The sequence below is a fragment of the Acinetobacter sp. Tol 5 genome (genome assembly GCF_019702905.1).
GTDB lineage: Bacteria > Pseudomonadota > Gammaproteobacteria > Pseudomonadales > Moraxellaceae > Acinetobacter > Acinetobacter bereziniae.
Genome location: NZ_AP024708.1, coordinates 3,433,322 through 3,457,612 on the forward strand (window position 1 = coordinate 3,433,322; position 24,291 = coordinate 3,457,612).

Consider the following 24,291-nt stretch of genomic DNA (forward strand, 5'->3'; position numbering starts at 1 on the left):
ATGCCGTCATCACCAATTCAAAATGATGCTCAAGTATCATCTAATTCCTCGCCACTCAAACGAGCAATGAGTACTCGTCACTTGGTGATGATTTCGCTTGGTGGTGCAATTGGTACAGGGCTTTTTTTGGGATCTGGTGAAGTCATTTCACAAACAGGTCCGATTGGTGCCATCCTCTCTTATATTTTGGGCGGTGTGATTGCATATATGGTGATGCTTTGCTTAGGCGAACTCGCTGTACATATGCCTGAGTCTGGCTCTTTTGGTACTTATGCCCAACGCTATATTGGTCCAGGGACTGGTTATACTGTCACGTGGTTATATTGGCTGACATGGTCAGCAACTCTAGGTACAGAGTTCACCGCAGCCGCTTTATTGATGCAAGAATGGTTTCCACATATTTCGATGTGGTTATGGACACTGATTTTTGCAGCAATTGTGTTTGGCTTAAATATGAGCTCAACCAAATGGTTTGCCGAATCTGAGTTTTGGCTATCACTGGTAAAAGTGATTACCGTCATTGCATTCATTCTTTTTGGTTTGCTGGCGATTTTTGGTCTACTCAATTATCAAGGACACCATGAAGCACCCTTATTTAGCAATTTAACCGCTGAGGGTTGGTTTCCACAAGGCTTATTCCCGATCTTTACCACGATGTTGATTGTTAACTTTGCCTTTTCTGGGACAGAGTTAATTGGTGTTGCTGCAGGAGAAACTGAAGATCCTGCCAAGAATGTACCTAAAGCCATCAATACGGCAATTTGGCGCTTGTTGATTTTCTTTGTCGGTACCATCATTGTGATCAGTGCATTATTGCCACATCAAATGGCAGGACTACACGCTGAGGGCGTAAGTAGTAGTCCTTTCGTTACCGTATTTGATCATATCGGTATTCCTTATGCAGAAGATATCATTCGCTTTGTAATCATCACTGCATTGTTGTCTGCGGCGAATTCAGGACTATTTGCTGCCTCACGTATGATGTGGTCACTGTCAGCAAAAAAACAACTTCCAGCAATATTTTCAAGAGTTAATGCGCGTGGTATCCCTTATATCGCAGTGATTGTAACGATGTTTGGCGCACTGCCGGGCTTACTTTCAGAACAATTTGCACCTGAAACTATTTTTAAAAATCTATTGGGTGTTGCTGCTTTCACAATGGTTGTGGTGTGGATGAGTATTTGTCTAAGCCAATTTAATTTTAGACGCCAATGGTATAAACAGGGTCATAGTAAAGCGGAGTTAGGTTTTGCCGCACCGTTGTTTCCGATCGTACCCATTTTAGGTTTTGTATTCTGCTTAATTACCTGTATTAGTATGGTGTTTGATCCTGAAATGGTGGTCGGTTTTATCTGTTGCTTAATCTTTATTGCTATTTGTTATATCAGTTATGCATTCTTATACAAATCTCAGCATGATTCGCAGTCTTAAATAAAAACCGTTTCTGTTTTTCAAATCAAAAGTGTGGCAATTGCTACACTTTTTGTACATTTGGTCATAGTCAAAAAAGGTTTAAGCTCGTAAATTAAATTTATAAATCTTATGTTTGATCACAACAGCAATGAAAATTATTTTTATTCATGGCATGAATCAACAAAATTATAATGCTGATAATTTGAAACAACATTGGCTTGATATTTTTCAACAGGGTATCAACGAACTTAAACTTGCTATTTCAGCCACAGAACTTGATATCAGCCTCCCCTTTTATGGTGATTTGATCACTAAGCATCAACTCAGCAATCGCTTTGATCTAGATGCTTTCTTACCTAAGTCATGGGTTAATTTCCATTTGCACAAACATAGCGCAACTGCGCCATCGACAGTTTTAAATACAGCGCCAACCATTCCAATCTTGCCTTGCTTTATGCCTGAGCATGAGCTAAAACTGTCAAAACGGCTGTATTTAGCTTCTCAGTTATTCAAAGACAAAGCACTTAAAGAATTTTCTGTCATTTTAAATAACGTTCCTAAACTACATGAAAGTCTGATCCATAAGTTTTTGATCGAAACTTATTTATACTTAGCCAATCCTCAATTCATGGATGAAGTTCACCAAAGGATTTTAGCAAGTTTAGAAGCAGATCAAAGCCATGTTATCGTTGCGCACTCCTTAGGCACCGTGATTGCGTATAACCTTTTGCAACAACTATCACCTCAGTATAAAATCCAACGCTTCATTACTTTAGGCTCTCCCCTAGCATTTAAAGTCATTCAGTCCAAACTTACACCGCCAATCCAAAACCCTACTTGCTTAAATGGAGATTGGCATAATTTTTACTCTCCTGATGATTTCCTCACGGCTTTTCCTCTTGTCAATGCCCCTTTTGACTTTCAACCTGCCATTTTGAATACATCTATTTCAACATTTATTCATTCCCCGCACCAGATTGCAGGCTATTTACAGCATCCTGCTGTGATTAAAAATATTGTAGAAGCCCTTTAAACCCATTTGGCTCGATTTCATTGATACTTTTCATGATTTTTGTGTTATTGCTTTGTTTTTATACATATAAATCAAGTTTTCGCTTTTATTGTAGAAAAAGGTTTGACACATCTCTGTATTCGCCCTAATATACGCCCACCTCTGAAACGACCCTATCGTCTAGAGGCCTAGGACATCGCCCTTTCACGGCGGTAACCGGGGTTCGAATCCCCGTAGGGTCGCCATTAATTTGATGGTTTTGTTTCAAGGTCTGCCTCAATTTATTGACCCTATCGTCTAGAGGCCTAGGACATCGCCCTTTCACGGCGGTAACCGGGGTTCGAATCCCCGTAGGGTCGCCATATTCGAGATTGTTTTTGCAATAAAACATCTCATAAAAAACCTGAGCATCATGACTCAGGTTTTTTATTGTCTGACTTTTTATATCTCTTTATTTTTGCCAACATCCCAATGTTATCAAACATCAATCAATTGCTTTGAATTAAAAAGTGCACTGGGTGCAATTACCATTTCATTCAATGGAATATGTTGACCATATCTTTGTTTCATCAAGGCTTTGACACGTGGATGACTAAGATCAAAGCTGGTTAGCTTGTCCAATGGTGCTAGTTCTATTGCTAAAGCTTTTTTATACGCTTTCCAGACCAGCTCTGAACAATAGATTGCATTGTCTGACCACTCAAAATAAACATCATAGGGTTTGTTTAAATAAGTTTCTGCTTGCTGAACTAGTTTTTGTTGTTGCGCAACCGTAAGTTGAGTTCGATAACGCTTGACGCTATAGCTTTGATTTACCCCACGGTTAATCCATTGTTGGAGTGGTGTATACTTCACAGGCTGAATCGCTTCCAAAACCCAAGTCTGTCCATTTTTTAACACAATCATCCCCATATGGCTGTATGGTGAATGTGTAGCTTGCTGAATTACAAGACTTTGAGCTGATTTAGAGGTATGAAAGATCACATCCTTTGTTTGATATGTTGTGGTATAACCAAAAATGGGATAAAACAAGATCAATAGCCATAAAAATTTCAATCGATTTAACTGCATCTTTTTCAATATTATTTTTAAAACATCATGTCGTGAATTTAACAAAGATAATTAGCTTTGCAAAATCCATATGATCCTAGCCAATAATAAACAAAGGCAAAATAAATACTTATTTTGCCTTTGTTAATCTATAACACTGGTTTTATCTCTATGTATAGATGAAGCTCACTGCTCTATTCATCATTCAATGCGCATTCAAAACTACTTGGTGTTTGTCCACAACGGACTTTTTTCAAAATTTTCATCATTGCAGGATCATAGTAACCTTCTTTGGTCATCTGAATACGTGCTTCACGCATAATCTTGATATAGCCTGGCTTGTCTGCTTCACGAATATCAAACCAATATTTGTCAGGTACTTCTCTTTCGATTTTATCAACAAACTCAAACGCTGGGCTGAGTTGCTTGGAAATCATTTCTCGTGCAATTGGTCCCATTCCAGCAGGGAATTTATTACGATGCATGATCAATGTTCCTGTCACTTGAATGAGTGGAAACTTGATAATACCGCCGACCACATTCCCATTTTTATCAGTCATGCCCTTTTTTAACTCTAAAGGCTTAAACAACAATGCAGGACCAGCCATAATATCAACTTCTTTATTATTAAACTTGCCCCCCACTGTTAATAAATCCACTGAAACAGGTTGCGCACCCACATTTTGTACCAGTTTTTTCTGCGTTCCATCAAAATTCATGACTGCAACTTTTTTACCTGCCGCCTTAGATAAAGTATCAATACGACGGTCATTGACCATGATGTACGCAGCACCCAAAGGCACGATTCCGACGACCTCATAATCACGATTGACCATTTTTGCATCATACTCAGGTCGCGCAAGTAACTGAATCACGGTGGTCAATTGCTTGTAATTTTGCACAGCACCAATTGCATCAATACTGCCGACGAAAGGATTAAATTGTCTCGCTCGAATATTACTGATGCCTGCACCATCACAGCGTTTACTTCTAAAATCTTCAGTTAATACACGTTCATCGGTATAGACACGTAAATTAATATCTGTGGATGCTGTTTTCTTGAGTTTTGGATAATTTAAGTCAATATGCATCGACAATTTGGTTGGGCGTGTGATCTTCATATCCACACCAAATTCTTTGGCGATTTGGGTAATTCGTGGTAGTTCACTGATATAACTGGTGGCTTGTTCAAAAGCCTCACTATTCGCTCCATCTGGTGAAAATACACAGAGCGTGACGGTTTTAGGAATTTGTTGCCAAACTTTAGGATCATTCATCAAGGTTTTAATTTTATTTTTTGAATGTGCTGAAAGTTCCAGATTTAATTTAGGTGCTACAGGTGGCGCAGCATAAGACAGCACAGACAAACTACTGGTCAATGCAAATATAGTTGCCTTAACCCATGGTCGTGACGGCATTCTTCGATGTGTATTCAGGTTATCTTGCATCACTTTGTCCTATTTATATTCTTGTTGATCCATCATCACTCACGTGAATTCTTATTCAGCCTAATAGAAGTCTGAAACTTTTCAATTGACTGTGCAAAATCCAACATTTGTCAAAAAAGATAGTTTATTGATCTCTGTCCAAACGGCTATTTTAAGTTGATGTTTATCAGATAATTAGCAAGATTAGATCGATTTGTCCATTTATCGAAAAACTTGATAGGAGTTAAAATATCTCCTCATCTAGCGTTTGTCATAGCGCTTGTCATAATCAGCAACAACAATTTTAAACAAAAAATACGACAATTTTTTAATCTAAGATCAATCGAAACTGTAATTTTCTCAATCCTGTTGTGATTCAATTCGTTGTATACTGTTTATAGTTTGGAGTTAAACTTGACAGCATGAATCAAAATTCACAACTGCGCAAAATCATCAGTCAGCAACGACGCAAGTTGAATTCACAGCAACAAAAAATGATCGAATTGCGTTGCTTAAAGCAATGTTTAAAGCATCCGAAATTTTTAAACGCGCAGAAAATTGGACTGTATTTAGATGCTTTTGGAGAAGTAAAAACCAAACGTCTGATTGAATATTGCTTTGCTCAAGGTAAAAAAGTTTATTTACCCATGATCTGTAATATGAATAATCACTTGGTTTGGGTCAAAATTTCCTACCAGCAATATCAAAATAAACGCTTTTCATTACATCGTTTAGGCATGTTAGAACCCATGGCAAGCCGTGGAAAGCATGTTTCGACACTAGATGTTGTGATCATGCCATTATTGGCTTGTGATATAAAAGGAACACGAATGGGCATGGGAGGTGGTTTTTATGATCGAACGCTTGCTTCCGCTTTTCAACAGCCCCATCGACTAGGTTTAGCACATGATTTTCAGTTTCTACATACTGAATTAGCAAGAAATTCGTGGGATCAATCCCTTGATAGCTTGATTACACCAATAAAAACTTACTATTTCAAACGTCAGATAGGTCAATAAATTCCTTTAGGCTTGTTTGAAAATCAAATACTTGCGTTTTTTTAACTTTTTTATTAAGTAAAGCCCTTGTAATTTTTGAAATACACATCACTATAAAAAACATGGCAACACCGTTGTCACTCATTAGGAGTGCCCATGTCTGAAATTATTATGAATCAAGAAAACTTAGAGCCACAGGTTCCAAGTGTATTACCGCTGTTAGCGTTGCGTGACGTGGTGGTTTATCCACACATGCAAATTGCGCTATTTGTGGGTCGTGAAAAATCGATCAATGCAGTTGATGTGGCTCGTAACAGTGACAATTTAGTATTTGTAGTTGCGCAAAAAGATTCGCTTACAGAAGAAATTGATCACGACAACCTATATCAATATGGTACTGTCGCTAAGATTGTACAAGTTGTAAACCATGAAAATGATGAAAACTGCATCAAAGTGCTCATTGAAGGTTTACACCGTTCTAAGCTGGTTGAGATCATCGACAATGATGAATATTTATCGGCAGAACATGCGTTAAGTCCAATGACTGTATCGATAGACAACGCTACCCAAACAACACGTGTGGATGAATTACGTGCACTGTTTTCACAGTATGCAGAAGCAAAATTACGTAATGCACGTGAGTTGATTGCAGCAGCCAACAAAATTGACGATTTACTGCAACTATTATTCTTTGTTGCAACACGTGTACCTTTGAATATTGATGTCAAACAAAAATTCTTAGAACACGATGAGTTTGAGGCACATTTACAAGAACTCATGACTTATTTGTTACAACAGTCTGAAGAACAACAGATTGAACAAACTTTGCATGACTCTGTAAAACGTCAAATGGAAAAAAACCAACGTGAATACTTCCTCAATGAAAAGATGAAGGTCATTCAACGTGAACTTTCCGACATGAATGGCGGTGCGGAAGATGATGTTGCTGAAATTGAAAAACGTTTAGCAGAAGCTGATTTACCTGAACATGTACGTAAAAAAGCTGAAAATGAGTTCCGTAAACTCAAAGCGATGCAACCTGCGTCAAGCGAAGCTGCTGTGGTACGTAATTATATCGAGGCAATTTTAGATACGCCTTGGAATAAAGCCAGCAAAGTTAGCATTAACTTGGCAAAAGCTCAGGAAATCTTGGACACAGACCACTACGGTTTGGATGAAGTCAAAGAACGTATTGTTGAATACCTTGCTGTTCAGTCACGCGTGAAAAAACTTCGTGGTCCAATCCTATGCTTAGTCGGACCTCCAGGTGTGGGTAAAACCTCTCTTGGTGAATCCATTGCTAAAGCAACTGGACGTGAATTCGTTCGTATGGCACTTGGTGGCGTCCGTGATGAAGCAGAAATTCGTGGTCATCGTCGTACTTATATCGGTGCGATGCCAGGTAAAATTGTGCAGTCTTTAACCAAAGTCGGTGTTAAGAACCCATTGTTCTTACTCGATGAGATTGACAAAATGGCACAGGATTATCGTGGTGATCCAGCATCTGCATTACTTGAAGTACTTGATCCATCACAGAACAGCAAATTTAATGATCATTATCTAGATCTTGACTTAGATTTGTCAGAAGTGATGTTCATCTGTACTGCCAACAGCATGAATATTCCTGAGGCGTTATTAGACCGTATGGAAGTGATTCGTTTACCGGGCTATACCGAAGACGAAAAAGTCAATATTGCGGATCGTTATCTTGTTCCTAAAGCGATTAAGAACAATGGATTACGTCCTAAAGAATTGACTGTTCATGAAGAAGCGATTCGAGACATCGTGCGTCGTTATACACGTGAAGCTGGGGTGCGTAGCCTAGAGCGTGAAGTTTCAAAAATTGCGCGTAAAGTGGTGAAAGAGTCTGTAAGCAAGAAAGCCAAGAACTTGCATATCGATGTCACTGCTGAAAACTTACCTGAATATTTAGGTGTGCATAAGTTTGATTACGGCATGGCTGAAGAAGAAGCTCAAGTTGGTCGTGTAAATGGCTTGGCTTGGACTTCTGTTGGCGGTGAGTTGTTAACCATTGAGGTTGCGGCAGTCAAAGGTAAAGGTAAATTCATTACGACGGGTTCACTCGGTGATGTGATGAAAGAGTCGATTACAGCTGCAATGACTGTGGTTCGTACACGTGCAGATGAATTAGGTATTGAAGCTTCTCGTTTTGAAGAAACCGATGTACACGTTCACTTGCCTGAAGGTGCAACACCGAAAGATGGTCCTTCTGCAGGTTTAGCTTTAACAACTGCGTTGGTTTCAGCATTTACAGGTATTGCAATTCGTCCTGATATTGCCATGACGGGTGAAACCAGCTTAGGCGGTCGTGCAATGCGTATTGGTGGCTTAAAAGAGAAACTTTTAGCGGCACATCGTGGTGGTGTTAAACTGGTGTTTATCCCACAAGAAAACGTACGTGACTTGGCTGAAATCCCTCAAAATGTGAAAGATGGTTTAGAGATTAAAGCAGTGAAAAGTATCGATGAGATCCTTCCACTTGCTTTGGTTGAACAACCAACACCATTGGTCAAAGCACCAATCGTGAAAGCGGTAGATGAAGGCAAAAAAGCTGCGCGTCATTAATATAATGATGTTCAACAATTCAGAAAAGAGAATGCTTCGGCATTCTCTTTTTTATGGCTGTGAATAAAAAACAAACCTGCTTACAAAATACAGCTGTACAACATTCAAGTTTGTCATAAGCTAATCACAATAAAGTCTAAAAATAATATTTGCTGGCTGAGCTAAAGTTTATCTACTCAAGCAAACTGCCAACGAATGGTCTAATACATATAACAGTAAAACAAAAGGACACCATCATGCCAAATCCAGTCTGTTGGTTTGAAATCTATGTTGATGATATGGAACGAGCCAAATTATTTTATCAAACTGTATTGGGAACAGAACTCAGTTTATTGAGCGACCCGACTGATGCAAATACCCAAATGTGGGCTTTTCCATCCGACATGAACCAGTATGGTTCCACTGGAACCTTGGTAAAAATGCAAGGTGTGAGTGCAGGTGGAAACAGTACGATTATCTATTTCAGTAGTGAAGACTGTGCGATCGAAGAAGCTCGTGTTGAAGCTGCGGGAGGACAAATTCATCAAACAAAAATGTCAATCGGACCGCATGGACATATCGTTTTAGCTGTAGATACCGAAGGTAATATATTTGGATTTCATTCAATGAATTAACTGAATAGTTTTAGAACATTGAAACTTTTAGAATTTACACTTATATTGGTTGAAAAACAACCAATCATCCTCATATATACATTAAGCAAATATGCGTGCTGTAGTGTGGTTGCTTAATGTTGATTTGATCTCCAGACAAATCAACATTAAAACACAGTCCTACCCATTTCGGACTGTGTTTTTTTATGGATCACTTTTAGCAAACTTATGGGCGGTTTTGCTTCCATTGCTGATATTTCTGACTGATTACTGCAGCAATTAAATCATAGTTTTCCCAAGTGTCTTCTACTGCATAAGTTTCTGTTAAGCCTTTTGAATAAACCAAGGTTTCATCATAATCTTTAAAATATTGATGACTTTCATAATAAACTTGCGTAAATTCAAAACCTTCTTCATTCAAATCTTCTTCCCAGAATTTTTCATCACACATATCTGTCAAAAACTGTAATCCAGTCATTTGACGAGTACGCACTTGTTCTAATTCAGTTTCACTTTCTTCTTGATGAAACTCACCTTCTAAATAATGATTGATCATCCATGCCAAATACATGCCGATATGCGTTCCACCATTTTTGTAGGGAAATCCAGCTTGTTCAGCGGATTCAGCATGCCAATCTATCCGGTCTATTGCCATGGTTTATTTTCCTATTTGATTGTGATTATTTGCTTTGAATTTTAATAAATATCAGCGCTGTAGTTATTGATGAAAACCTGCTGACCAAATTTAAAAAGCCCTGACATCAATTCAGGGCTAAAGGTATATGCTTAACTTTGAAAATAGCGTAAATCCAAACGACCTTCGTAAACAGTAGCCGTTGGACCAGTCATCCACACCACATCACCTTCTTTCCATTCAATTTGCAATTTACCGCCTGCCAATTCAATTTCCACATTGTTGGCAAGCAAACCACGACGCATACCTGACACAGCTGCTGCACATGCACCTGTCCCACATGCCATGGTTTCACCTACACCACGTTCAAAGACACGTAAGCGCGCATGTTTCTCATCTACAATTTGCATAAAACCTGCATTGACCCGTTGTGGAAAACGTTCATGAGACTCTACTTGTGGACCGATATGCGCAACATCTGCAGTTAAAACATCAGTAACGATGGTCACTGCATGCGGATTACCCATATTGACCACATCAATGGTCAGTGACTGATTATCTGCCAAAGCGATGTCATACAAAGCATCTGGCTCTTCAGCAATAAATGGAATCTCTTGCGGTAAAAATTTCGGATAGCCCATATTGACACGAACCCAACCATTTTCACCCAACTCTGGTTCGACAATGCCTGCACTGGTCTGCACTTTAAAGCGCTTCTTATTGGTCAATTGACGCTCGTAAACAAAACGAGCAAAGCAACGCACCCCATTACCGCACTGCTCTACTTCAGAACCATCTGCATTAAAAATACGATATTTAAAGTCAACATTAGGAAAATCTGGTGGTTCAACAATGAGAAGTTGATCAAAACCAATGCCAAAATGACGATCAGCCAAACGACGGATCGTCATCGCATCAAAAAAGGCACGTTGGCTAATCAAATCAACCACCATGAAGTCATTGCCCAGACCATGCATTTTGGTAAATTCTAATAACATCTAAAATTACTCCTTAAGGCAACAAACGTTCATTTTCCCAAAGTGATTCAATACTTTCTCGTTTACGAATCACATGAGATTGCTCACCATCCACCATCACTTCTGCAGCACGACCACGACTGTTATAGTTTGAACTCATAACAAAACCGTATGCACCAGCACCCAAAACAGCAAGATGGTCATTTTCTTTAAGCGCAAGTTCACGCGCTTTACCTAAGAAATCACCTGTTTCACAAATAGCGCCGACAATATCCCAAGTTTTGTTTTCAACATCAGTGCGTGACTTAACTGGCTGAATATCCATCCAAGCCTCATACAGGGATGGGCGAATTAAATCATTCATGGCTGCATCGATAATTGCAAAGTTACGGTGCTGAGTTGGTTTAAGCAAATCAACTTTAGTCAGTAAAACGCCAGCATTTGCTGAAATACTCCGCCCTGGTTCCATATATACTTTTAAACCCAGTTTTTCTAAAGCTGGACGCATAGACTCAGCATATTCAACAACACTTGGTGGCGTTTCATCTTTATAAGTCACGCCTAAACCGCCACCGATATCGATATGCTGTAAATGAATGCCGAGCGTTTTAAGCTGTTCGATCATCATCATAATACGATCAAGCGCATCCACAAAAGGCTGAGTTTCAGTCAATTGCGAACCAATGTGACAATCAATTCCAACCACATCTAAATTTGGCAAAGACGCTGCATATTGATAGGTTTCAAAAACCACATCAGAAGGAATACCAAATTTATTTTCTTTCAACCCTGTTGAAATATAAGGATGGGTTTTGGCATCAACATCTGGATTGACTCGTAGAGAAATAGGTGCTTTTTGACCTAAACGTGCCGCAACATTTTGAATACGATCAAGTTCAGCATGTGATTCCACGTTGAAACATGCAATACCCACTTCCAACGCTTTTTGTATATCTTCTTCTTGTTTGCCTAGACCAGAAAACACGATTTTTGATGGATCACCACCTGCCGCAAGTACCCGTGCAAGTTCACCACCTGTGACAATATCAAAACCACAACCCAGTTTTGCCAATACATTCAATACTGCAAGATTAGAGTTAGACTTCACCGCAAAACAAATTTGATGATCGATAAAGCTAAAGGCTTTATCCATATCTAAATAATGCTTTTCAAATGTCGCTTTTGAATAGACATAAAGTGGTGTGCCATATTGCATAGCAAGCTGATCTAAAGAACATTGCTCTGCATGCAATACCCCATCAATGCGGGAAAAACTCATGAATGTATCCTTTCAATGAAAGTTTAAATAGGTTTAATTTGAAGTCACTTGTGATGCTGGTACAAACTGATCTGCGGGAACAGCCTGATCCACTGCTTTTTTCTCAGTCTGAACAGATTTACTGTCATTCTTTGAATACAACAAGTATTTGGCACGCTTGTCATAATCAGGGCTATTGGCTAACTGTAAATTACCAGATTGACCACAGCCTACTAAAACGGCACCACTTAAAACTAAACCGATGCTACAAATTGCTAAACGCATCTGCTCACCTATTTCCAAAATTTTTGTCAGTATACCTTGATTCTAAAATATAGACCAAAATAACAGGCGCTCAAGCTTAAAATGAGAATAAAAAAAACGCCAGTACATTACTGGCGTTTTCTTATGAGTATCTTTGAAATAGCTAATTACTGTTTTTTCTTATAAAAACAGAAATAGCCAATCGCAAGGATAATTAACCAAATTGGGCTGACCATCAATGATTTCAAAGTATCTGGCTCTAAAGCGAGGATACCAATTGTTCCAATGAAGAAAATAATCACCACATAGCAAGTCAGAGGTCCACCCGGCAATTTAAATACGGATTTTGCATGAAGTTCTGGACGTGTTTTGTAATACACCAAGTAACTCCACAGGATAATAATCCATACGAGAATGAATAAAATCGTTGAAAGTGTCGTTGCTAAAGTGAACGCTTCAACTGTATTTGGTACGAAATACTGTAATGCAGCACCCCCCAGCAAACACACACCAGAGAAATATAAAGCGTTGGCTGGAACAGCACGGCGATTGAGCAAACCAAATGCTTTTGGACCTTGATCTTCACGAGAAAGTCCAAACAACATACGACTGGTTGAAAACACACCACTATTCATTGAAGACATAACTGATGACAGTACCACCAAGTTCATGATGATCGCTGCTGCTGCAATACCCGCTTGACTAAATAAGTTTACAAATGGGCTGACTTTAGGGTCAATTTGATCCCAAGGTGTCACAGACATGACGATAACCAAAGCCAAGACGTAGAAGAAAATAATACGAATTGGAATCGAGTTGACTGCTTTAGGTAAATTCTTTTCAGGATCTTTAGTTTCAGCAGCTGTCGTTCCTACAAGCTCTACCCCAACAAAGGCAAAAATTGCAATCTGGAAACCCGCTAAAAAGCCTTCAAACCCTTTAGGGAACATGCCTCCGTGATCCCATAAATGAGTAAAGGATGCGACTTGACCTGTAGCAGCTGAAGTAAAGCCCGTAAAAATCATCCAGAGTCCAACTAAAATCAGTACCACGATGGCAATGATCTTAATCAACGCAAACCAGAATTCGAGTTCACCAAACAGTTTTACAGTAACGAGGTTCAATCCCATAATAAAGAAAATGGCAGCAACACTGATCATCGCGCCTTCGGTTGGTGTAAATGCCACGCCGTTATTAAAGAACTGTAAATAGTAGATAATGGCAGATAAATCTGCGATACCGATGGTGATCCAACACAACCAATACGTCCATCCTACAAAATAACCTGCCCAAGGACCGATTAAATCTGTTGAAAAGTCGATAAATGACTTGTATTGCAAGTTTGATAGTAGCAATTCCCCCAGCGCACGCATGACGAAAAACACCATCAAACCAATGATCATGTAGATAAATAATATTGAAGGTCCTGCAAGACTAATTGTCTTCCCTGACCCCATGAATAATCCTGTCCCAATCGCACCACCAATTGCAATTAATTGAAGATGGCGATTTGATAAACTTCTAGATAGTTCACCTGTTTCCGCAGAAGAACTGAGGTTTTCATTTGACATTGTTATATTCTTCTCTCAGATTTGTTTTACAAAAGTAGCTTAAAACAAAAAAAATAAAAAAGCCTTTTTCAATAGATACGCCTAATTATCTAGGATTTTCCATCTTTTAGCTTATTAAATAGTCAATAGACTATTCCTTACCTTTCTTATTTTTACCGTTCCTTCATTTTGCAGTTTACGTGCCAAAATTGTTTTTGGCGAGATGTTGTGCAAAAAATTGTATTTCAATGTCGCTATTGGTACATTCAGCACATCATTGAAAAGGTATATGCACTCAAAATGGGCAAAGTCAAAACTGTTTATCGTTGTGAACAATGTGGTACAGACCATCCAAAATGGGCAGGTCAATGTTCAGACTGTGGTGAATGGAATTCTCTGACTGAAGTCCGTATTGAACCTGTGGTATCACATCGAGCAAAACCGATGGGAGGGGGATATGCTGGACAAGCAGCCAATGTAACACTGTTAAATCAAATCACTGTTTCCAATGAAACGCGTTTAGGAACAGGAATTGGAGAATTTGATCGAGTACTCGGTGGCGGGTTGGTTACGGGTTCTGTGGTATTGATCGGTGGTGATCCGGGTATTGGTAAATCAACGATTCTTCTGCAAACAGCAACCCACATGGCTGCAGCGAACAGCTCTGCACTTTATGTCACAGGTGAAGAATCACTTTCTCAAGTCGCCTTACGTGCGAACCGTCTGGATTTAGCCACAGATAAATTACAGGTCATGGCTGAAACCTGTGTTGAAAGAATCTGTGACACCTTGGCACAATTGCGTCCGGCTGTTGCCATACTAGATTCTATCCAAACCTTATATACCGAAACCTTACAGTCTGCACCCGGTGGCGTATCACAAATTCGTGAATCAGCTGCACTTTTAACTCGTTTTGCAAAAAATAGTGGTACCGCCCTATTCATTGTTGGTCATGTCACCAAAGAAGGTTCACTCGCCGGACCGCGAGTTCTCGAACATATGGTCGACTGCGTATTGTACTTTGAAGGACAGTCAGATTCTCGCTACCGTATGATTCGCGCAGTGAAAAACCGTTTTGGTGCGGTTAACGAATTGGGCGTATTTGGTATGACAGATAAAGGCTTAAAAGAAGTTGCAAACCCATCTGCTATTTTTCTAAGCCGTTATGATGAAGCCATCCCAGGTTCTGTGGTCATGATCAGTCGTGAAGGTACACGACCCTTGTTGGTCGAAGTTCAAGCATTGGTTGATGATGCACATGGACAACCGCGTCGAGTCGCACTCGGTCTAGAACAAAACCGTTTAAACATGCTACTTGCCGTTATGCATCGTCATGGTGGTGTGCAAACTTCAGGGCAAGATGTCTACGTCAATGTTGTGGGTGGATTAAAGATTACTGAAACAGGTTCAGATTTGGCGGTCCTGTTGGCTTGCGCATCCAGTCTACGTTCTAAAGCATTGCCTCAACAATTGGCTGTTTTTGGCGAGGTGGGGCTATCTGGAGAAATACGCCCTGTTCCCAATGGACAAGAACGTCTTAAAGAAGCCATTAAACACGGTTTCAAGTACATCATTGTACCAAGAGGCAATGCTCCACAAAAACCAATTGCAGGCGTACAGGTGATTGCTGTTGCTCGTTTACATGAGGCACTTACTGAGGCGATGCAATTGAGTGACGAAGTCGCTTGAGATCGGCAAGTACGCTGTGTTGCTAAGTCAGTTGATATTGTTGCATATCAAAGGCACTGACTGTTGACTCTAAAAATACTTGGATTGAGAAAAAATGTGCAGCTGTTTGTTTTAACGATCAGTTGCACGGTTAAACTCACTGCACGATGAGAATCAAGATACAGAATTGATCAGGCTGAATGCTTTTGAATTGAACAATTCCACCGATATGATAAAACATCTTTAAATCAAGACTTTTCAATTATTTCAATGCATTAGAAAAAACAAGTTCCAATCCATCAAACCATCAATATATTCGTTATGATTATGTGAATATATGCACAAATAAATCTCAAAAACATTGAAATTCTAGTCAAAAGACTGCATAAATACAGATATGAAAAGCAAAGCCTCATAATCTTGCTTTCATACTCATAAACATATTTTTAAATAGGTACATTCAATGGAAGTTCGACAGCGCGGCTTGATCGCAGGTATTTTAATGGCAACTTTGGCTGTAGCACCTTTAGCCGAAGCAAAACGTGCGGGTGGTGGTAAAAGCCATGGCATGAGCCGTTCTTCGAGTTCAAGTCAGTCTTATTCTCAACCTCGACAAGTTACGCCTGCTCAACAACCAATGCCAGCTCAAGCGGGTCAGCAAAAGTCAGGCTCTGGTGTCGGTAAAATGGTTGCTGCTGGTGTGGCTGGTGCGGCAGTGGGTGCAATTGCTGCCAATGCAATGGCTGACAACAACAATGGGAATTCACAAGCTCAGACCAATGATGCTGAATTAGCCAAACAACAAGCAGCTCAGCAAGAAGAGAAAAAAGGTGGAATCCCGAGCTGGATTTGGTTGATCTTGATCGCGGGTGCTGCATTCTTCTTGTTCCGTAAATTCGGCGCTAAAAAAAAATTAGCGGGCAATAATCCTTATGCACCAAATACGTCAGGTCCTACATCTGCGCCATTTGGTCAAAATAACACAGCACGTAATTCAGACAATACCAATATTTTTGGTCAGTCTGTGAATGGTGGTGCTGCGCCTCAAGCGCCTTTTGGTGCAGCATCAATGCAAAGTGGCAATCAGCTTCCAGATGGTACTGAACCTGCAGCTTTCTTACGTGTAGCACGCCAACGTTTTAATCATATTCAATCGATGAACTCTGTTAGTAACATTGCAGAAATTCAACGCTACTTAACACCTGATCTTTATCAGTCTATGTATAACGATATCATGGCGAACCAAGATCAAGATGTTGCTGAGTTTTCGAACTTAAATGCATTGGTGGTCGATAGTGCAACTGAAAATGGTCAATATGTGGTAAGTGTTCGTTTTACTGGTACAGTCAGTGAAGATTTAAATAGTCTGCCTGCACCATTCTCTGAAGTATGGCACTTTGTAAAACCTGCGGGTTCTAACCAAGATTGGTTAGTGGCAGGTATCCAACAAGAAAGCTAATCAAATCGGTAATGTTTAGTTCATCAAAACCAGCGCTTAGGCGCTGGTTTTTGTTTATCTTCGCCAAATAAAAGAGACCCAAACCAGTGCCAATGATCTCTGTCATAGCCATTAGTATCAGAAAATCATGATTATTAAATTGCTTTGAAAAGTTGAATGATATATTTATATTTCATATAACCATGTAAATAGAGTAGAACAATGAATAAAATAATATATGCAACGCTCATGACTCTCAGTACATTGAGCACTGCAAGCTTTGGTTGTGAACCTGCTTCCATGGATTGGGAGGGATTTTATAAAACTTATGATTCAAATAAAAATAATACCTTTGAACTCAATGAGTTTTTAAAAGTTACAGACTTTGCCCCATACCCTTGGCCAGATGACCGACAGTTTCAAGGCAAAGATAAAAACACTAAACTATTTAAATATCTAGATGAAAACAATGACGGAAAACTTACAGAAGACGAATTTGTCAAAATTTATACCTTATTCCCAAATCCTTGTGCCAATTGGCCTCACAAGCCGAAATGGAAGTTTTGGTAAAGCTCAATGTGATCAACATGCCATAAATTGGCTTTAGTGAAAAAACTTGTTTTTATTGCACTATTTTGATCACCTTGAGAACATAAAAAAAAGCCCTGAAATATCAGAGCTTTTATGCATTAAAATTAACGTTTTGGAAGTGGAATAAATTGTGAGTCATTATTCACAACTTTTCGTTCACCCACTTTAACTATTAAATTCACTTTTTGATCGCCACGTACAACTTCCACTTGAATTTCAGTATTTGGTGCTTGTAAAGCGACATAATTAATCAAATGTGAAGTCGATGTAATGTCTTCATTATTGACTTTCACAATACGGTCACCGACTTTAATTCCTGCTTCTGCCGCTGGACCTCGTTTCAATACATCGGCAACAACTACACCAGGTTGACGAGGTTGTAACACATCTTCTTGTGTCGGTGGAACTAAACTAATCCCCATCCAGCCACGAATCACTCGACCATCTTTTAAAATCGAATTGAGTATTTGCTGGCAAATTTTTGCAGGGATTGCAAAACCAATGCCTAAAGATCCACCTGACTGTGAGAAAATTGCAGTATTTACACCAATCAAATTCCCTGCAACATCAATCAATGCGCCACCAGAGTTACCTGGATTAATCGCTGCATCTGTTTGAATAAAATCTTCATAAGTATTGATTCCAAGATCAGAACGCCCCGTTGCAGAGATAATCCCTTGAGTCACAGTTTGCCCCACCCCAAATGGATTACCAATTGCCAAGACAACATCACCCACCTCATTACCACTCAATTTAAACGGCAATACAGGTAAATCTTTTAAACCAATTTTAATGACTGCCAAATCTGTATCTGGATCTGTTCCAATCACAGTTGCTTCGGCACGGCGTCCATCTTGCAAGGCAACAACAATTTGATCTGCTTGCGCAATCACATGGTTATTCGTCAAAATGTAGCCATCCGGACGGACAATCACCCCAGACCCCAAGCTATTTTCATTCTGGTTTTGATTCTGTTCAGGAATCTGATTACCAAAAAACTCTCGAAATGCAGGATCATTAAGCAATGGATGATTCTGTTTTACTTTTTGAGTGGTAAAAATATTGACTACTGCAGGCGCTGCAACTTTAACAGCAGCGCTGTACGACACCACACCACCTGTTCTAGACGTATTAACCAACGGCTCTACTTTCTCCGCTGGCATCTTTACGCCATCCGCTGCAATCGGTGCTTTGGGTTGTTGAAGTTTCTGCCATACGACAAAACAAATAATTACCAGTATTAGTAAAACCCAAGGGAGCCAAGTAAATGAACGCCGCACGTTTTTATTCCTCTAAGAATTTTTTAATTCGTTGATGCAAAAGCAATTTGTATATTGTAAAGCAATTCAATAAAGAAACATAAAAAATACAAAGAGTTTTGTTCAGCTTTAGTTACAGTTTAAAATGTGTTTTGATATTCTTCAATTACTCTATTTTCATAAAAGGTTATTCATGGCTTTACTTAAAGATATTATTCTGTGGTGTGATCAAACCTTAAAGTCACATGAATTTAAAGACTACGCGCCTAACGGTTTACAAATTGAAGGAAAATCTGAAGTAAAGAAAATTCTTTGTGCAGTTACAGCTTCACAAGATGCAATTGATGCCGCCATTGAAAAAAAAGCGGACCTGTTATTGGTCCATCATGGATATTTCTGGAAAGGTGAACCTTACCCAATTACAGGGATGCGAGGAAAACGCATCAAAAGTCTCATCCAAAATGATATTTCTCTTGTCGGCTATCATTTGCCCTTAGACTCACATCCAACATTGGGCAATAATGCGATGATTGCTCAAATATTAGGTTTGGACAATATTGAAGCTTTGGACCCTCATGAACGCAATCCGATTGGCAATATCGGTTATTTAAAAAATCCGCTCTCACCTGAAACGTTTAAACAACTTCTCACGACAAAATTAGGTTTTGATACGATTCACCTTGATGCAGCAAAAACCCAGATTCAAAAAGTAGGTTTTTGCACTGGAGGTGCGCAGGATTATATTGCAAAAGCCGCAGCGATGGACTGTGATGCCTATATCTCAGGTGAAGTCAGTGAACGTACTTTCTATGAAGCCAAAGAATTGAATGTTCACTACTATGCATGTGGTCATCATGCAACTGAACGTTATGGCGTGCAAGAATTAGCCAAAGCGATTACAGAACAGTTCAATATTGAATCTGAATACTTTGAGTTAAATAATCCAATTTAACCTCAATAAAAGTATCATTTCATTATTTTTTAAAAATGACTTGATACTTTTTCAAGAAAATCTTCACTGTCTTTTTTAATTGTCTATATACGTATTAAATCGAAATAAATTGTGTATTGTTATTTAACATCATGCCCTATTGCGCGAAGAATCTATTACAATAAAGCCACTTAAATGTTAAAACCCAGCTCAATGCAAGGAATTTAAAACATGACAACCATTACTTTACCTGCTCTACCATACGGCTACGAAGATCTTGCGCCGCACATCAGCAAAGAAACTTTAGAATACCATCACGACAAGCACCACAATACTTATGTTGTCAACTTAAACAACTTAATCGCGGGTACTGATCTTGAAGGTAAAACTTTAGAAGAGATCATTGTTGCTGTTGCTGGCGATGCATCTAAAGCAGGTGTATTCAACAATGCTGCTCAAGTTTGGAACCACACTTTCTACTGGAACTGTATGGCTAAAAACGGTGGTGGTAAAGCAACAGGCGCTTTAGCAGCTAAAATTGATGAAGCTTTCGGTTCTTACGAAAAATTTGCTGAAGAGTTTGCAGCTGCCGCAACAACTCAATTCGGTTCAGGTTGGGCATGGCTCGTTGCTGACAAAGTAAACGGTGAGCTTTCTATTCTTAAAACCTCAAATGCAGATACTCCACTTGCTCATGGCAAAGTTGCGGTATTAACAATTGATGTTTGGGAACATGCTTATTACATCGACTTCCGTAATGCTCGTCCAAAATACATTTCAACTTTCTTAGAAAGCTTAGTGAACTGGGACTATGCAAATGCAAAATATGCTGGTCAAGCAGCTGGTGTTGAAAAATAAGATTGAATAATTTTATTTTGCCAAAAAGCCATTCTGATTAGAATGGCTTTTTTATGTCATTCTATTTTTATATTTTCATGATTAATACGACATACACAATAAAAGCAGATCCAATAAAAATCATTGCTGGCTATGTCATTCTGACTACGCTACAGATTCCTTGTTATCTATATATCGCGCATTCAGACTATATCACCTTTACTTTTATTTTCGTGCTGCTGTTGTGGCTGTTTATTTTATTATTTGAACTTGTTGCACTGTATCTACTGATCAAATATGGAAGACCCCAGCTGTGTTTTCACAGTGATTTTTGTCAAATTCAAATGCCTGCAATCAACATAACTGTGGACTATGAAAAAATTTCCGTATTAAGCATGCGTAAAATACAGCAAGAACATCGCGGTTTTTCCTTTGGAATGTGTTATGAACTTGAATTAAGTTTGAGTAATCAAATCATGCAGCAACATGCTTTGAGAAAAAAACCTTATCCTGTCAAAAACTTATTCTTGTCTTCCAACTTTCTTTTTAAAAATAACCAAATCTTAGAAATTGCGATTATTTTTAGTGCATTAGCTCGAAAGAAAGCTTCCAAACGGATTGAAAGTATTCTACAGCTACAACAACATCCCCAAGCATACGAAAGCTTAATCTCTGAAAAAGATTTAGAAAACTTTAAAAATAATCAATATATATACAAATTATTTAAATTCGGACAATAAAAAAACATTTAAGATGCTTTTGGTATAATTTCACTTGACCACTTTGGCTTTCATCCATAAAATGCGCATCAGATTCTCCAATAGCTCAGTCGGTAGAGCGACGGACTGTTAATCCGCAGGTCCCTGGTTCGAGCCCAGGTTGGAGAGCCATCTATTCTTCCATAGCTCAGTCGGTAGAGCGACGGACTGTTAATCCGCAGGTCCCTGGTTCGAGCCCAGGTGGAAGAGCCAGATTCTAAAAAGCCCACTCATGATGAAGTGGGCTTTTTTATGCTTAAAATTAGATGTTACTTCAAAGACAAATCCTACATATAACCTGAGTTCGATAAAAATCCTTGATGAAAGATGATACATCCAAACCGCCTGATTATTCATACAAGTGATTTGGATGATTCATTTATTTTGTACTTTTCAATCATAGATGGTCTTGCTATCGTGAGGCGACATGGATGTCGCCATGTTGAGCGGGGGTATGAGGATGTACCCCTCGCTCAACGAAAGATTTTTGTCACTTTTCATCTCTGAAAAGTGAGGCATCCCTACGCAAAACAATTTAAACTTTAGAAGTAAAGCGTGGCAGTGCAAGCTTTAGATCATCAAACAATCTATTGATCGCTTTCATTTTATTGATCAAGAGAAATGAAACGCTATTGATGGTTGCGCTTGCGGAGCTCCGCTCCTCATTCTAAAATTGGATGAAAAGGTAGCAAAAATCCATAGAGATTTATTATTTTTCAATGAGTTGAAGATTTAATTACATCGAACTCAGGTTACATATAAATAAAACGTAAAGCAGTGCTGACAAATAGATTGCAAAAAATCAAGCCTGCTCAAAGATGGTTTGATTCATCTACAGTTGAAGTCAAACACTGACGCGAATGAAGTCAAATAAAGTTTTAAACAAATCTATGAATTTCTTTATTTTTATTTAAAATGATCAAATATTTAGCAAATAATGCATTTTTATGATGAATTTAACAATTTTTCCTTGACCCATCTGCATTTCCTTCCTAAAATGCGTTCCAGATTCTCCAATAGCTCAGTCGGTAGAGCGACGGACTGTTAATCCGCAGGTCCCTGGTTCGAGCCCAGGTTGGAGAGCCAAATTCTAAAAACCCACTCAGATTTGAGTGGGTTTTTTCTTGCCTATCGCATACTGTTTGATTTATGTCATTTGATTCTTATCAGGCTTTATTTTTATTTATCGGCTGTATTGCAACAATTGCTTTGCTGATTGCCTGCTTTGGTCGCTATTTATTTCAACGCCAACATTATTATGCAAAGCGTGTGATTACACCGTTTGAACAGAAAATGTTTTTGCGCTTGAATGAGACTTTTCCCCAATACCATGTACTTGCACAAGTTGCTTTTAGTGCCTTAATTGACTGTGATCAATTCAAGTTACGTTCCAAATTCAATCGTAAAGTCACTGACTTTGTACTGCTTAATCCACAACTTGAAGTGATTGCAATTATTGAACTTGATGATCCGAGTCATATTGGTAAAGAACATATTGATGCACAACGGGATGCCATGCTGATACAAGCGGGTTATCAAGTATTTCGCTATACCGAAATCCCAAGCAGCCGAGAACTGAAAAAAGATATCGCCAATTAAAATACTCGGAAAATACTTATAAAATAATCGAAGCAATGCATAAATAAACAATCACTCCAGTTGCATCACAGATTGAGGTCACCAAAGGTGCCGAGGCGCTTGCTGGATCTAGCTTTAAACGATTCAAGATGAACGGTAAACTCATACCAATTAAGCATCCCATCAATACAATGCCCATCATACTCAGTGCGAGGACCAAAGCGACCATTGCATCCCCTCTAAAATAGCCAAGGATGGAGACTGCAATCGCCATTGTTCCACCCAAACATAATCCAACTAAACTCTCTCGTCCAATCAGATATAACCAATCTTTTAAATGAACATCCCCAGTTGCCAAAGCTCGAACCATCAAGGTTGCAGATTGAGAGCCAGCATTTCCCCCACTTCCGACAAGCAAAGGCAAAAAGAACACCAAAACAATATTCTTGGCAATGATATCTTCAAAATGTGCGATACCAAAGCCAGACAATAAGCTGCCAAATACCAAAATGACCAACCAAAACACACGTTTCTTATAAAGATAATGAATCGGTGCTGTTTTAATGCTCATTTTAGGAGAAGAAGTGACAGCACTGGATTTTAAAAAGTCTTCTGTCGCCTCTTCAGTCGCAATATCCATTGCATCATCATAGGTCACAATACCCACTAAACGTTGCTGCTGATCGACAATAGGAAGTGCAATAAAATCATAATAATGCAATTTTTCAGCAATACTTTCTTGGTCTTCGTTTACATCCCCCATGATCAAGTCTGTACGCATAACATCCGTAATATTTTGATTAGGATCAGCCAAAATCATCTCACGTAAAGAAGCCACACCCAAAAGTTTATGATCTGGATCTACAACATAGATGAGATAGACTGTTTCACGATTTTTCGCGATCTTTCTGATTTGTTCAATCGCTTGGGTAATATTCAGTTTTGGTGACACTGCCACATAATCTGAACTCATGATTGCCCCAGCAGATTCTTCTGGATATTTGGCTAGATGTTGAATCTGCTGCTGGATTTCAGGGCTAAGTTCAGTATAGATAGACTGTTGTAATGAATAAGGTAAATATTTAAATAAATCCGTCTGATCATCTGAATGCATCTGCGAAAGAACTTGAATCAGGTTCTGCTTTGGCAAATGTTCAGCAATTTTAAGCTGTTGATCTAATGATAAAAATTCAAGAATATAAGCAGCATTGGGCAGATGCTCTACCAATGTCACCTGCTCACTTAAGGATAAATCACTCAACAATTTTGCTATATCAGCGTCATTGATTTGATCAAAATGTTGTTCAATAACATCAAATTGGTGGTTTTGAATAGCTTTTTCTATTTTTGAAATTAATTCTAAAGAAAATTGCATAAGAAAATCCAAAGTTGATCACGCTTTTGCACAAATACTGGACTGTAATGCTAGGAAAATAAAGCGCTTTTTTGTTGTTAAAATTACTTTCTAG

The 24,291-nt window shown here is 38.9% G+C and carries 21 protein-coding genes and 5 tRNA genes; 17 read left to right on the forward strand and 9 right to left on the reverse strand.

Annotated features, from left to right (window positions below; all coding sequences use genetic code 11):
- The 4 genes from TOL5_RS15995 (at position 1) to TOL5_RS16010 (ending at position 2,787) form a co-directional block, all read left to right on the forward strand.
- Positions 1-1,431, forward strand: a complete 1,431-nt coding sequence (locus tag TOL5_RS15995) for an amino acid permease (RefSeq protein ID WP_004828467.1) — start codon at positions 1-3, stop codon at positions 1,429-1,431.
- Positions 1,432-1,561: 130 nt separating this feature from the next.
- Positions 1,562-2,446 carry a hypothetical protein gene (locus tag TOL5_RS16000; RefSeq protein WP_151780978.1) on the forward strand — a complete coding sequence of 295 codons (885 nt, stop codon included), beginning with the start codon at positions 1,562-1,564 and terminating at the stop codon, positions 2,444-2,446.
- Positions 2,447-2,594: 148 nt separating this feature from the next.
- Positions 2,595-2,670, forward strand: a tRNA-Glu gene (locus tag TOL5_RS16005).
- Positions 2,671-2,711: 41 nt separating this feature from the next.
- Positions 2,712-2,787 (forward strand) — tRNA-Glu (locus TOL5_RS16010).
- Positions 2,788-2,902: 115 nt separating this feature from the next.
- Here TOL5_RS16010 and TOL5_RS16015 read toward each other — a convergent pair.
- On the reverse strand, positions 2,903-3,496 hold the full coding sequence (locus TOL5_RS16015) for a YiiX family permuted papain-like enzyme (protein WP_151780977.1): 594 nt from the start codon (positions 3,494-3,496) through the stop codon (positions 2,903-2,905).
- Positions 3,497-3,669: 173 nt separating this feature from the next.
- The gene (locus TOL5_RS16020) at positions 3,670-4,923 is read right to left on the reverse strand and encodes a putative solute-binding protein (protein WP_005030654.1); all 1,254 of its coding nucleotides are present in this window, start codon (positions 4,921-4,923) and stop codon (positions 3,670-3,672) included.
- Positions 4,924-5,324: 401 nt separating this feature from the next.
- Here TOL5_RS16020 and TOL5_RS16025 point away from each other — a divergent pair, with 401 nt between their 5' ends.
- From TOL5_RS16025 to TOL5_RS16035, 3 genes are all read left to right on the forward strand, one after another.
- Positions 5,325-5,921: a 5-formyltetrahydrofolate cyclo-ligase gene (locus tag TOL5_RS16025; RefSeq protein ID WP_121775142.1), complete on the forward strand. Its 597-nt coding sequence runs from the start codon at positions 5,325-5,327 to the stop codon at positions 5,919-5,921.
- A 135-nt stretch (positions 5,922-6,056) separates the two neighbouring features.
- Positions 6,057-8,486 (forward strand): endopeptidase La, encoded by a 2,430-nt coding sequence (lon, locus tag TOL5_RS16030; RefSeq protein WP_005030661.1) that lies wholly within the window; start codon positions 6,057-6,059, stop codon positions 8,484-8,486.
- Positions 8,487-8,722: 236 nt separating this feature from the next.
- Positions 8,723-9,100, forward strand: a complete 378-nt coding sequence (locus TOL5_RS16035) for a VOC family protein (protein ID WP_151780975.1) — start codon at positions 8,723-8,725, stop codon at positions 9,098-9,100.
- Positions 9,101-9,305: 205 nt separating this feature from the next.
- Here the strand turns inward: TOL5_RS16035 and TOL5_RS16040 are convergent, their stop codons facing one another.
- The 5 genes from TOL5_RS16040 to TOL5_RS16060 all read right to left on the reverse strand — a co-directional run bounded on the left by TOL5_RS16040 (position 9,306) and on the right by TOL5_RS16060 (position 13,783).
- The gene (locus TOL5_RS16040; protein WP_058971503.1) at positions 9,306-9,734 is read right to left on the reverse strand and encodes a hypothetical protein; all 429 of its coding nucleotides are present in this window, start codon (positions 9,732-9,734) and stop codon (positions 9,306-9,308) included.
- A 131-nt stretch (positions 9,735-9,865) separates the two neighbouring features.
- Positions 9,866-10,711, reverse strand: coding sequence for a diaminopimelate epimerase (gene dapF / locus TOL5_RS16045; RefSeq protein ID WP_004828445.1), 846 nt, complete (start codon positions 10,709-10,711; stop codon positions 9,866-9,868).
- Between the two features lie 13 nt (positions 10,712-10,724).
- Positions 10,725-11,969: a diaminopimelate decarboxylase gene (lysA, locus tag TOL5_RS16050; protein WP_005030672.1), complete on the reverse strand. Its 1,245-nt coding sequence runs from the start codon at positions 11,967-11,969 to the stop codon at positions 10,725-10,727.
- A 33-nt stretch (positions 11,970-12,002) separates the two neighbouring features.
- Complete coding sequence (locus TOL5_RS16055) at positions 12,003-12,233, reverse strand: hypothetical protein (RefSeq protein WP_151780974.1); 231 nt, start codon at positions 12,231-12,233, stop codon at positions 12,003-12,005.
- A 146-nt stretch (positions 12,234-12,379) separates the two neighbouring features.
- Positions 12,380-13,783, reverse strand: coding sequence for an amino acid permease (locus TOL5_RS16060; protein ID WP_005030677.1), 1,404 nt, complete (start codon positions 13,781-13,783; stop codon positions 12,380-12,382).
- Positions 13,784-14,062: 279 nt separating this feature from the next.
- Here TOL5_RS16060 and radA point away from each other — a divergent pair, with 279 nt between their 5' ends.
- The 3 genes from radA to TOL5_RS16075 all read left to right on the forward strand — a co-directional run bounded on the left by radA (position 14,063) and on the right by TOL5_RS16075 (position 17,438).
- The gene (gene radA, locus TOL5_RS16065) at positions 14,063-15,451 is read left to right on the forward strand and encodes a DNA repair protein RadA (RefSeq protein WP_010591196.1); all 1,389 of its coding nucleotides are present in this window, start codon (positions 14,063-14,065) and stop codon (positions 15,449-15,451) included.
- Positions 15,452-15,893: 442 nt separating this feature from the next.
- Positions 15,894-16,889 carry a Tim44 domain-containing protein gene (locus TOL5_RS16070; protein WP_004828437.1) on the forward strand — a complete coding sequence of 332 codons (996 nt, stop codon included), beginning with the start codon at positions 15,894-15,896 and terminating at the stop codon, positions 16,887-16,889.
- Positions 16,890-17,090: 201 nt separating this feature from the next.
- On the forward strand, positions 17,091-17,438 hold the full coding sequence (locus TOL5_RS16075) for an EF-hand domain-containing protein (protein WP_035301228.1): 348 nt from the start codon (positions 17,091-17,093) through the stop codon (positions 17,436-17,438).
- 125 nt (positions 17,439-17,563) lie between these two features.
- Here TOL5_RS16075 and TOL5_RS16080 read toward each other — a convergent pair whose 3' ends face one another.
- Complete coding sequence (locus tag TOL5_RS16080; RefSeq protein WP_042086722.1) at positions 17,564-18,739, reverse strand: S1C family serine protease; 1,176 nt, start codon at positions 18,737-18,739, stop codon at positions 17,564-17,566.
- Between the two features lie 172 nt (positions 18,740-18,911).
- Here TOL5_RS16080 and TOL5_RS16085 point away from each other — a divergent pair, with 172 nt between their 5' ends.
- From TOL5_RS16085 to TOL5_RS16115, 7 genes are all read left to right on the forward strand, one after another.
- A complete protein-coding gene (locus TOL5_RS16085; RefSeq protein ID WP_121775135.1) occupies positions 18,912-19,670 on the forward strand; it encodes a Nif3-like dinuclear metal center hexameric protein in 759 nt (252 codons plus the stop codon).
- A gap of 210 nt (positions 19,671-19,880) precedes the next feature.
- On the forward strand, positions 19,881-20,507 hold the full coding sequence (locus TOL5_RS16090; RefSeq protein WP_004828430.1) for a superoxide dismutase: 627 nt from the start codon (positions 19,881-19,883) through the stop codon (positions 20,505-20,507).
- A 374-nt stretch (positions 20,508-20,881) separates the two neighbouring features.
- Positions 20,882-21,226: a hypothetical protein gene (locus tag TOL5_RS22530; RefSeq protein ID WP_227549048.1), complete on the forward strand. Its 345-nt coding sequence runs from the start codon at positions 20,882-20,884 to the stop codon at positions 21,224-21,226.
- 74 nt (positions 21,227-21,300) lie between these two features.
- Positions 21,301-21,376, forward strand: a tRNA-Asn gene (locus TOL5_RS16100).
- 5 nt (positions 21,377-21,381) lie between these two features.
- A tRNA-Asn gene (locus tag TOL5_RS16105) sits at positions 21,382-21,457 on the forward strand.
- Between the two features lie 797 nt (positions 21,458-22,254).
- Positions 22,255-22,330 (forward strand) — tRNA-Asn (locus TOL5_RS16110).
- A gap of 63 nt (positions 22,331-22,393) precedes the next feature.
- A complete protein-coding gene (locus TOL5_RS16115; protein ID WP_004828425.1) occupies positions 22,394-22,843 on the forward strand; it encodes a DUF2726 domain-containing protein in 450 nt (149 codons plus the stop codon).
- A 16-nt stretch (positions 22,844-22,859) separates the two neighbouring features.
- Here the strand turns inward: TOL5_RS16115 and mgtE are convergent, their stop codons facing one another.
- Positions 22,860-24,197: a magnesium transporter gene (mgtE, locus tag TOL5_RS16120; protein ID WP_042086729.1), complete on the reverse strand. Its 1,338-nt coding sequence runs from the start codon at positions 24,195-24,197 to the stop codon at positions 22,860-22,862.
- Positions 24,198-24,291 lie beyond the last annotated feature (94 nt).

Coding starts and splice junctions, on each gene's coding strand:
- mgtE (WP_042086729.1), bottom strand. CDS start 24,197: ATGCAATTTTCTTTAGAATTAATTTCAAAAATAGAAAAAGCTATTCAA.
- TOL5_RS16075 (WP_035301228.1), top strand. CDS start 17,091: ATGAATAAAATAATATATGCAACGCTCATGACTCTCAGTACATTGAGC.
- lon (WP_005030661.1), top strand. CDS start 6,057: ATGTCTGAAATTATTATGAATCAAGAAAACTTAGAGCCACAGGTTCCA.
- TOL5_RS16000 (WP_151780978.1), top strand. CDS start 1,562: ATGAAAATTATTTTTATTCATGGCATGAATCAACAAAATTATAATGCT.
- dapF (WP_004828445.1), bottom strand. CDS start 10,711: ATGTTATTAGAATTTACCAAAATGCATGGTCTGGGCAATGACTTCATG.
- lysA (WP_005030672.1), bottom strand. CDS start 11,969: ATGAGTTTTTCCCGCATTGATGGGGTATTGCATGCAGAGCAATGTTCT.
- TOL5_RS16025 (WP_121775142.1), top strand. CDS start 5,325: ATGAATCAAAATTCACAACTGCGCAAAATCATCAGTCAGCAACGACGC.
- TOL5_RS16040 (WP_058971503.1), bottom strand. CDS start 9,734: ATGGCAATAGACCGGATAGATTGGCATGCTGAATCCGCTGAACAAGCT.
- TOL5_RS22530 (WP_227549048.1), top strand. CDS start 20,882: ATGCGTAAAATACAGCAAGAACATCGCGGTTTTTCCTTTGGAATGTGT.
- TOL5_RS16090 (WP_004828430.1), top strand. CDS start 19,881: ATGACAACCATTACTTTACCTGCTCTACCATACGGCTACGAAGATCTT.
- TOL5_RS16115 (WP_004828425.1), top strand. CDS start 22,394: ATGTCATTTGATTCTTATCAGGCTTTATTTTTATTTATCGGCTGTATT.
- TOL5_RS15995 (WP_004828467.1), top strand. CDS start 1: ATGCCGTCATCACCAATTCAAAATGATGCTCAAGTATCATCTAATTCC.
- TOL5_RS16035 (WP_151780975.1), top strand. CDS start 8,723: ATGCCAAATCCAGTCTGTTGGTTTGAAATCTATGTTGATGATATGGAA.
- TOL5_RS16070 (WP_004828437.1), top strand. CDS start 15,894: ATGGAAGTTCGACAGCGCGGCTTGATCGCAGGTATTTTAATGGCAACT.
- radA (WP_010591196.1), top strand. CDS start 14,063: ATGGGCAAAGTCAAAACTGTTTATCGTTGTGAACAATGTGGTACAGAC.
- TOL5_RS16060 (WP_005030677.1), bottom strand. CDS start 13,783: ATGTCAAATGAAAACCTCAGTTCTTCTGCGGAAACAGGTGAACTATCT.
- TOL5_RS16020 (WP_005030654.1), bottom strand. CDS start 4,923: ATGCAAGATAACCTGAATACACATCGAAGAATGCCGTCACGACCATGG.
- TOL5_RS16085 (WP_121775135.1), top strand. CDS start 18,912: ATGGCTTTACTTAAAGATATTATTCTGTGGTGTGATCAAACCTTAAAG.
- TOL5_RS16055 (WP_151780974.1), bottom strand. CDS start 12,233: ATGCGTTTAGCAATTTGTAGCATCGGTTTAGTTTTAAGTGGTGCCGTT.
- TOL5_RS16015 (WP_151780977.1), bottom strand. CDS start 3,496: ATGCAGTTAAATCGATTGAAATTTTTATGGCTATTGATCTTGTTTTAT.